The sequence below is a fragment of the Pelatocladus sp. BLCC-F211 genome, assembly GCF_041928655.1.
Classification (GTDB): Bacteria; Cyanobacteriota; Cyanobacteriia; order Cyanobacteriales; family Nostocaceae; genus Pelatocladus.
The window spans coordinates 23,484-32,349 of the sequence record NZ_JBHFLM010000112.1 but is presented as its reverse complement, the minus strand read 5'-3'; the positions used below and the strand labels follow the sequence as shown (position 1 = coordinate 32,349).

The following is an 8,866-nucleotide window of genomic DNA, read 5'->3' as shown; positions in this document are numbered from 1 at the left end:
CGTGGTGATAACACTCCACCTTCTTTGCTTCCACAAGTTACTCCTTGTTCTGATGATTCTGAGTTATTGAAAGCGGCTTAATTTCATTCCTTGATTTTGGGAAATGTTTTTTGTTTTCTTTACACCCCCTGAACGCTTACGATGGAACACTGTATTAAGGGATTGGGGATCGGGAAGCGGGGACAAGGGAGACAAGGAGGACAAGGGAGACAAAGGGGAATTTCTCTTTCCTGTTCCCTATTCCCTGTTCCCTGTTCCCCTTTCCCCAATGACAAATGACTATTGACTCTTGACAAATGGCTGATTTTATTGGTGTATACGGTGCTTTAATTGTCTCTATGGTATTAGGGGCTTTGCTAGGACTATCGTTGTATTTGCCATTAATGGCTGGACAATTATCATTAGCTAGCCCTGGATTTTATGCTTTGGGTGGATATATTGCGGCGATTCTGTCAACAACAGTTTTTACTTCTAGTGGTGATCCTTTTCCGATTCCATTACTGTTGTTAGAAATGTTAATAGCTGGTGTAGTTTCGGGATTGTTGGGTGTAGCAGTCGGAATTCCAGCTTTGCGGTTACGAGGAATTTATTTAGCGATCGCCACAATTGCTTTTGTGGAAGTTTTGCGGGTTCTCTCCCTCAATTTGGATATCACAGGTGGTGCTGTGGGAATTTTTGGTATTCCTCAACCTTTCCCAACACAAATTGAATATTTATGGATTGCCCTACCATTATTAATCATTAGTATGGTATTAATTTATCGTTTAGAACGTATTCGTGTAGGTAGGGCTTTAACCGCAATTCGTGAGGATGAATTAGCAGCAAGCGCCATGGGAATTAACCCAACTTACTACAAAGTTTTAGCTTTTACATTAGGAGCAATTTTAGCTGGAGTAGTTGGTGCAATTAGCGCTCATTTTCTCAATACTTGGAATGCCAGACAAGGTACATTTGATGCCAGTATTATTTATCTAACTTTTGTTTTAATTGGTGGTTCGAGAACTTTTTTAGGTGCTGTAGTCGGAGGTATGTTATTTACAGCTTTACCAGAAGTCTTAAGAAGTATCGCTGACACAGCTGGTTTACCAATTTGGTTAGCACAATTTTTAAGAGATGGTAGGTTAATTATTTTTGGTTTACTAATAGTTTTGGGAACCATCTTTTTTCCCCAAGGACTCGTCACCCCAGATATTTTTAAAAGACGATCAATAACAAATGACAAATGACCATTGTACAGACGTGATTAATCGCGTCTACTAATGACAAATGACCAATGACATTCTTTTAGAAGCAAAATCCTTAACTCGCCGCTTTGGTGGTTTAGTAGCAGTAAATAATGTATCTTTTATTGTTAAAAAACATGAGATTTTTGGATTAATCGGCCCTAATGGTGCTGGTAAAACAACATTATTTAATTTAATTACAGGCTTAATTCCACCTTCAAGTGGACAATTAACTTATCAAAATCAAGAAATTTCCCAACTACGTCCCCACCAAATCGCCGCTTTAGGTATTGCTCGGACTTTCCAAAATATTCGCTTATTTGGTGAACTTTCAGCATTGGAAAATGCAATTATTGCTCGACATTTGCATATTCATAGCAATATACTTACAGGCGTAATCGGGGTTCCACCAGCACCAGCAGAAGAACGTAAAAGTAAGCAAAAAGCTTTGGAATTATTAGAACTAGTTGGTTTACAAAAACGCGCTGAAGAAAAAGCTAAGAATTTTGCCTATGGTGATCAACGACGGCTAGAAATTGCTCGTGCTTTAGCCTTAGAACCACAAATTTTACTTCTGGATGAACCCGCAGCTGGAATGAATCCCAGCGAGAAACAGCAACTCAGTCAATTTATCCGCAATTTACGCGATCGCTTTAATTTAACGATTATCCTGATAGAACATCATGTACCCTTAGTCATGGGTTTGTGCGATCGCATCGCGGTTTTAGATTTTGGTCAATTAATCGCCTTGGGAGAACCAGCAGTGGTTAAAAATAATCCCGCTGTCATAGAAGCGTATTTGGGTCATGAATAATTAATAATTATCTTTGTGTCTTGGTGTCTACCCGCAGGGTAGACACGGAGTGGCTTCTGAAAGTAGCCGCTGGCGCGTCTATGTGTTTTATAAAAATTTCTCTTAAACCACCAAGGCACTAAGACACTAAGAAAACATACTGAATGTTTGATCAATCAAAGATGCACACAGATGAACACAGAGAACCAGAAAAGCTACCCAATTTTAGAAATTAAAAACCTATACGTTAATTATGGAGGTATTAAGGCCCTCCAAAATATTAATTTAGTTGTCAATAACAGTGAAGTAGTCACTCTCATCGGTGCCAATGGTGCAGGTAAAACTACTACTCTGCGCGCTATATCTAAAATTCTCAATCCCAAAAGCGGCGAAATTATCTACAGTGGACGCAATATTACCCGTCGTCAACCCCACGAAGTTGTGCAATTGGGTATCGCCCATTGTCCAGAAGGGCGCAGAGTATTAACGCGACAAACTGTTTATGATAATTTGCTTTTAGGTGCATATATTCGTTCTCAGCAAGTAGAGATCAAGAATGATATTCAGCACCAATTTGAGCTATTTCCACGTTTAGCACAAAGACGCAATCAACTAGCGGGAACCCTGAGCGGTGGTGAACAACAAATGTTAGCGATCGCTCGTGCTTTGATGAGTAGACCAAAACTTCTATTATTAGATGAACCAAGTTTAGGTTTAGCACCCGCAATAGTCAGAGAAATATTCAGTATTATTGAAAATTTACGAGCGACGGGCGTGACTATTTTGTTAGTTGAACAAAATGCCAATTTAGCATTACAGATTGCAGATCGGGGATATGTTTTAGAAGCTGGTTGTATTACTCTTGCAGGCGCAGCATCAGAATTACTAACAGATGAACGAGTGAAAAAAGCTTATTTAGGATAATTTCACAACTAAAAAGCTGGTTTTTTTTATCATTTTGGTTGCTGATGATTAGTTTTTACTTGATTAATAATTTTTATTCTTTGATCCCTAACTAATAACTAATATATTCATCCTCTCTCTTTCTATAGAGTAACTAATATGTCTATGGAAAGAAGCCTCAAATCAAAATCATACGTTAGTTTATATAAAACAAAGCTAAACGAAACAAATCAAATTTAATTATCACTTTTTCAACGTTTATTAAATAGTAAGTCCGCGCAAATAATAAACATAAATCTAAATTTTGTTTGTTTCCAATAGCAATTTTTGAGGAGAGAGCAAAAATGAATCTGTTACAGCAGAGCCGTAAAATGATTACGGCTGTTGTCTTGATTTTGGTTTTAACTATTACTACTGCTTGTGGTGGTAACGTTGCCCAAGTTGACCGTACCACAAATCCGCCAGCAGTTGGTCGAGATGTCGCTTATGCACAATTAGAGCGAGGAAATACTGCATCTGGACAAACTTTTGGTAACTGGGTTGTACAAACATCGCGGGGATTAGTCCAAGATGCTTACGTGCGCGATAACAATAAGTTAGGCGTAGTCATTTCCCCACAAGTACGTCCTAATGAAGTACGTCCGTTAGCAAAATCTTTAGTGGAAGGTTTTCGGAAAAATTTCCCCAATCAAGATTTAACTGTTTTGGTATACGCACCTGACAAGCAGCTGATTTTGACAGCTAGGTATGATACCCAAACCAATCAAGTTCAATATAGCTAGAAAATTTTGTTTGTTGTTTAGTGTCTTAACTATCAACAAGAATAAGAAAAGGAGATTAGTACAGTGAGTAGCAGTGAAGAATATAAGCGCCAAATTATGAAAGATTTGGCTCAGGGTGATGTTGAGTATCTTGGTGATGCTCCTAGTGGTGATCCATCACAAGATTATCAAAGTTTTGATGATTTTGCTCAACGAACAACTGCGTCTGAGCGTCGCCAAATGTTTGAACGCTCTTTTAATTCAAACAGCATTCCTCCTAGTCAAATGGAGCCAGAATTGCAAAAGGCGATCGCTAATATTAAACCAAATGAACGAGATGATGTTGCACGCGCCTTTTTCAAGCACTTCAAGCAAAAAGGATTGGATGAGCGCCATCTTGAGCAACAAGTAAGCCTTTCTACCCACAACCCCAACCGCATGAGTGCGGATGATGTTAGCAGACTCGCCTCTTTTGCATATCATAACCATCCTGACATTTTCAAAGAAGTGTTAGCAGAACAGCCAGCTATTATCAAGTTTCTGAGCAATCCCGTTGTGGGAGCTATTGTAGGACTTGCTGCTGCTAAGTGGTTAGGTGGTCGTAACAAGTAAATCTGAGTCCATAGCACAGAACAAAAAACAAGGGTGGTAAGATCCATCCTTGTTTTTTAGGTGTTTATTTGTGTTTGAAGCATAAATACTGAAAATACTTTATACAAGCAACTGTAAATTTAGGTGTTATTTAGTCTTAAAAATTATCAAGATGTAGGTTGATGATGTGCGATCGCCCTTCACAATGACAGTTATTATCTTAACTTTATGAAACTTTTATCCAGCCCTCTAAGGAAGCTATTTCTCACAAGTCTTACCAGAAGCTGCTTACAATCAACAACCTTTTTTTACAAGTATAAACTTTTTGTAAAGCTAAATAATCAGCCTTCATTTATACTATAGAATTAGTATCGCTTATTACTTAAACCTAGTAAATCTAGATAACAGATGCATTTAGTACTATAAAGCTAATATAATCTGTGTAGTTTCTAGTATATATAATTAGTCCTTCTGTCTAGGACGCGACAGGGTAGCAAACCTCTGTCGCTGTAATTTTTAAATTATGACAGTTGGAGAGCAAACAACCTCACTCCAGGGAAGTCTACCATCGATTTTTATCATGTTGTAGGAGTGAGTTAAATGACAGGGTTGCAATTCGCAAAAATTCGAGACAAGCTTAATTTTGCCACAACACCAAGCAAATCTCAGATAAAAAAGAAGTTGCGGGAAACTGCAACCATAGCTACATCTGTTGCTATTGTCATTGGGGTAATTCAGACAAAACAGGCTCAAGCTGTCACTGTTACCTTCGACGAGCTATCTGGCTCTCAAAACACAATTCCTAATGGCTACGTAGGATTGAATTGGGAAAACTTTTATGATCTCGATACAACTTCTTTTATTCCTTCAGGCTATGTAAATGGAACAGTATCACCAAAAAACGTTGCTTACAATGGCTTTGGTAATCCTGCTGTTATAAGTACAGTTGATGATATTTTCGATTTTAATAGTACGTATTTAACAGCAGCTTGGAATGATGATTTGACTGTGCTGGTAGAAGGTTACACGGGAGGAATATCTGGAGAAAAGAAATATTCCCAGACAGTAGTTGTGAATACAAAAACTCCTACACTATTTACATTTAATTTCTTGGAAATTGATTATTTAAAATTTACGTCTTCTGGAGGTAATAACGCCAGCTATAACGGAAGAGGCACGCATTTTGTGATAGATAACTTTACTTTCAACAAAAAAACTAAAGCTGTTCCTGAACCTCTAACTATCTTTGGTTCCTTAACAGCAAGTAGTATTGGTTTTGCTTTATATCGAAAACAGAAGCAACAACAAAAAGATGTAAATAAATAATTTTTAAAAATTATTTATTTAGAGACTGAAATATTTTATGACATCCGAAAAGCGAAATGTAATGTTTTGAAAAGTTGAGAGCAAAGCTGCCATTCAATTAAACAATGAAAACTAGTAAACTGGCTAAAGTTATAAGACTTGATCATCCTCAGTTCTGGCTCTTAATCATAGGTTCAGGCTTAATTTCAATTCACCTAACGCTAAGTTGGAGATCAGGAAACTCGAACCTTTTGAGTACTAGTTTGTTGTTTTGGGCAGCTATCTCTTTTATTATTTGGGAAAAACGAGATAATTTAAGTTTAGAAAGTGGAATTTTACCCAGCTTTTTGGGTTTCTCACTTATCTGGATAGCACTGTTCAAGAGTGCATCTATGACTAGCTTCGGAGGTTTTTTGTATGTCTTACCCTTTATTTTTGGCTTAGGACTTGCTTTAATAGCTTCTGGTTTTCGAGGACTAAATCAATACACAGGTGAGTTAATCACGCTTTTTTCTCTTAGTGTATCTAAGTTATCACCAGAATGGATAATTTATCAGCTTACATTGCTAACCGCAAAATTATCAGCTTTTATACTTTGGTATACGGGCTTTGAAGTAACTCTTTCTGGAATTAATGTTTATCTACCAAATGGTAGTGTAGAAGTGCTTAGTGGTTGCTCTGGTCTAGAATTAATTTCTCAAATGTTGGGTTTCGCAATACTTTTTTTGTTAATTTTTCCTCAAAATTGGCAACAAAAAATATTGGTACCAGTTGTAGCTGCTACGGTAGGATTTATTGTTAATGCTGGGCGTGTTGCACTTATGGCCATCATCGTCGCAAAAGATAATATGGATGCTTTTGATTACTGGCATAGTGGCAATGGCTCTCTTTTATTTTCAATGATTTCTGTGATTATTTTTGGTTCTTTCTGTTGGTTTTTAATTGGACGGAATGAATCTGAGAATCAGAATTCTAGGTTGTCATAATCAAACTATGATTACTTGGAAAAAAATCCGTATTTCATTGTTAATTCTAGGTTGTAGCAACGTGTTATTGGTATTGGGACAAATTCTTTTTCTGCCAAACCAATCTAAAAATCCTGCTAATTTTTTTCTGATCTCAGAAGCTCCGCCTTTACCCCAATCGCAACTCAAATTTACCAAAGCTTTACCTCATGATATACAAGATGATTCTGAATTGTTAGCCCAAAAAAATTATCAATATATGCATAAAGGTTTGCCTTTAGATATCGAAATGCGTTACGTAAAAATAGGAGATGTTAATCAACTGATTAGAAAATATACTAAAATTTCATCGTCTGCGGTTGTACGCCAAAAAGAAGGTATAGGTTATTACGGTTTAGGAGTTGAACAACAAAAAGCTTACCTCAGTGCTTGTATTAATCCGCATGGCAATAGCACTTTTACTAATACACAATTTAACCAAAATCAGCAGCAAAGAAATCAACCTTGGCAACGTTTATTACCTTGGTTACTAGGACGAGAACAACTAAGAGAAAACAACCCCTGTCTCTGGGCGCATTTGTCGGTTCCATTGAAAAACTCTTCTCCAGAAGCAGCTTATCAAGTTTTAGAAACTGCCTGGTTTTCTTGGTATAAATACTGGCATTCTAATTTGCAGAAATTTTAAAGTTTGGTCTATAAAAATTTTTGTTTTGATAATTTGTAAGGAATTATGACTAAATCTAAAATTGAAAAATTGAATTCTCCTCAGTTTGTCTTAACACAGGAAAGTTCGCTCGCTATTCTGCGATCGCTCGGCTACGGTCTGTTAATATTATCTTTGTTTGATTGGGTAGCAATGTTTATTCCATCAAACTTTTTTAACCCTGCTTGGGAATTTCAAACAATAGGAGCAATAGTTGAACGTGTACCTGTACCTTTAATTGGGTTAGCACTAGTGTTTTATGGGGAATTACATTCGCGCAACAGATGGGAATTTCCGATTTTAAAATTATTATCTTGGCTAACTTTATTATTGGGAGCGTTATTTTTACTCATGATACCTTTGGGAGTTTCTAACACCATCCGGCTGAATAAGGAAAATGTCGCGCAAATCAATAATATATCTACACAACAAATTTCTCGTGCTGAACAATTACATCAGAAACTCAGCCAAGCAACTCCTGAACAATTAGATAATCTTTTAAAAAGCCGGGGTGGTTCCCTATATGGGAAAAAACCAGAAGAAGTAAAGAATGAACTTTTGTCTCAAGTTTCTAAAGCAAAAGCACAAATCAAAGATCAAGCAGAAACTACCCAGTCTTTGCGAGGTCTAAATTTAATTAAGACTTCTACAAAATGGATTCTTGGCGCTTTAGTGTCTGCGTTTCTGTTCTTTGGTTTGTGGAAAGGAACAGATTGGGCCAGATTTTAAATTTTCAATCAATAAAAAAAGGCGATCAAATAGCGATCGCCCTTTTTTTAGTTCGTAGTAAACACTAAGCGTGCTTATCCTTAAGGATCAAATTCATACCTACAAACTATCAGGATTTCATCAATTAAACCTGTGCTAGTTCTGGTGTGGGACGCTTGCTATTACGAACAGCTGCGATCGCTTCACCATAATCCTTAGCATTAAACACAGCCGAACCAGCGACAATCGCATTGGCTCCAGCTTCTAAAACTTGCCAAGTATTATTTGCTTTCAGTCCACCATCTACTTCAATCCAAGGATCAAGACCACGTTCATCACACATTTGACGCAGCTTGCGGATCTTGGGAACTACTCCTGGAATAAAGCTTTGACCACCAAAACCAGGGTTGACACTCATAATCAACACTAAATCGCAAACTTCCAACACATACTCAATCAAATCTAAAGGTGTAGATGGATTGAGGACAACACCAGCTTGCTTACCAAGTTCTTTAATTTGGCACAAAGTACGGTGTAAGTGTGGCGATGCATTGTGTTCACAATGTACAGAGATAATATCTGCACCAGCCTTGGCAAAATCTGCAACATATTTTTCTGGTTCCACAATCATTAAGTGGACATCCAGTGGTTTTTTTGTAACCGGACGAATCGCCTCCACTACCAGAGGACCTATCGTAATATTAGGTACAAAGCGACCATCCATTACATCAACATGAATCCAATCTGCTCCCGCCTCATCTATGGCGCGTACTTCCTCTCCCAGACGACTAAAATCGGCTGATAGGATAGATGGAGCAATTACAATCGGCTTGTTAGATAGCGTTTTGGTCATGGCTAGTGGATATTTAAGCGTCCTTTTCTGTAAATATTGTAACAAAACTTGAGCAAAGGCT

The 8,866-nt window shown here is 37.4% G+C and carries 10 protein-coding genes; 9 read left to right on the top strand and 1 reads right to left on the bottom strand.

Features of this window, described 5'->3' with window-relative positions:
* Positions 1 to 296 precede the first annotated feature (296 nt).
* The 9 genes from ACE1AT_RS13985 to ACE1AT_RS13945 all read left to right on the top strand — a co-directional run bounded on the left by ACE1AT_RS13985 (position 297) and on the right by ACE1AT_RS13945 (position 7,973).
* Positions 297 to 1,226, top strand: coding sequence for a branched-chain amino acid ABC transporter permease (locus ACE1AT_RS13985; RefSeq protein ID WP_374869251.1), 930 nt, complete (start codon positions 297 to 299; stop codon positions 1,224 to 1,226).
* 40 nt (positions 1,227 to 1,266) lie between these two features.
* Positions 1,267 to 2,037, top strand: coding sequence for an ABC transporter ATP-binding protein (locus tag ACE1AT_RS13980; protein WP_374869249.1), 771 nt, complete (start codon positions 1,267 to 1,269; stop codon positions 2,035 to 2,037).
* Positions 2,038 to 2,208: 171 nt separating this feature from the next.
* Positions 2,209 to 2,940 carry an ABC transporter ATP-binding protein gene (locus tag ACE1AT_RS13975; protein ID WP_374869247.1) on the top strand — a complete coding sequence of 244 codons (732 nt, stop codon included), beginning with the start codon at positions 2,209 to 2,211 and terminating at the stop codon, positions 2,938 to 2,940.
* Between the two features lie 323 nt (positions 2,941 to 3,263).
* Positions 3,264 to 3,701 (top strand): hypothetical protein, encoded by a 438-nt coding sequence (locus tag ACE1AT_RS13970; protein WP_374869245.1) that lies wholly within the window; start codon positions 3,264 to 3,266, stop codon positions 3,699 to 3,701.
* 63 nt (positions 3,702 to 3,764) lie between these two features.
* Positions 3,765 to 4,292, top strand: coding sequence for a hypothetical protein (locus ACE1AT_RS13965; protein ID WP_374869243.1), 528 nt, complete (start codon positions 3,765 to 3,767; stop codon positions 4,290 to 4,292).
* 579 nt (positions 4,293 to 4,871) lie between these two features.
* Positions 4,872 to 5,597, top strand: a complete 726-nt coding sequence (locus tag ACE1AT_RS13960; RefSeq protein WP_374869241.1) for a PEP-CTERM sorting domain-containing protein — start codon at positions 4,872 to 4,874, stop codon at positions 5,595 to 5,597.
* Positions 5,598 to 5,701: 104 nt separating this feature from the next.
* Positions 5,702 to 6,562, top strand: a complete 861-nt coding sequence (crtA, locus tag ACE1AT_RS13955; protein WP_374869239.1) for a cyanoexosortase A — start codon at positions 5,702 to 5,704, stop codon at positions 6,560 to 6,562.
* A gap of 7 nt (positions 6,563 to 6,569) precedes the next feature.
* Entirely contained in the window at positions 6,570 to 7,226 is a 657-nt protein-coding gene (locus ACE1AT_RS13950; RefSeq protein ID WP_374869237.1) for a cyanoexosortase A system-associated protein, read from the top strand.
* 45 nt (positions 7,227 to 7,271) lie between these two features.
* On the top strand, positions 7,272 to 7,973 hold the full coding sequence (locus tag ACE1AT_RS13945; RefSeq protein WP_374869235.1) for an HpsJ family protein: 702 nt from the start codon (positions 7,272 to 7,274) through the stop codon (positions 7,971 to 7,973).
* A 124-nt stretch (positions 7,974 to 8,097) separates the two neighbouring features.
* Here the strand turns inward: ACE1AT_RS13945 and rpe are convergent, their stop codons facing one another.
* On the bottom strand, positions 8,098 to 8,805 hold the full coding sequence (gene rpe / locus ACE1AT_RS13940) for a ribulose-phosphate 3-epimerase (protein ID WP_374869233.1): 708 nt from the start codon (positions 8,803 to 8,805) through the stop codon (positions 8,098 to 8,100).
* Positions 8,806 to 8,866 lie beyond the last annotated feature (61 nt).

Bases quoted from the DNA above. Each gene is read 5' to 3' on its own strand.
- ACE1AT_RS13985 (WP_374869251.1), top strand. From the start codon at position 297: ATGGCTGATTTTATTGGTGTATACGGTGCTTTAATTGTCTCTATGGTA.
- ACE1AT_RS13980 (WP_374869249.1), top strand. From the start codon at position 1,267: ATGACCAATGACATTCTTTTAGAAGCAAAATCCTTAACTCGCCGCTTT.
- ACE1AT_RS13975 (WP_374869247.1), top strand. From the start codon at position 2,209: ATGAACACAGAGAACCAGAAAAGCTACCCAATTTTAGAAATTAAAAAC.
- ACE1AT_RS13970 (WP_374869245.1), top strand. From the start codon at position 3,264: ATGAATCTGTTACAGCAGAGCCGTAAAATGATTACGGCTGTTGTCTTG.
- ACE1AT_RS13960 (WP_374869241.1), top strand. From the start codon at position 4,872: ATGACAGGGTTGCAATTCGCAAAAATTCGAGACAAGCTTAATTTTGCC.
- crtA (WP_374869239.1), top strand. From the start codon at position 5,702: ATGAAAACTAGTAAACTGGCTAAAGTTATAAGACTTGATCATCCTCAG.
- ACE1AT_RS13950 (WP_374869237.1), top strand. From the start codon at position 6,570: ATGATTACTTGGAAAAAAATCCGTATTTCATTGTTAATTCTAGGTTGT.
- ACE1AT_RS13945 (WP_374869235.1), top strand. From the start codon at position 7,272: ATGACTAAATCTAAAATTGAAAAATTGAATTCTCCTCAGTTTGTCTTA.
- rpe (WP_374869233.1), bottom strand. From the start codon at position 8,805: ATGACCAAAACGCTATCTAACAAGCCGATTGTAATTGCTCCATCTATC.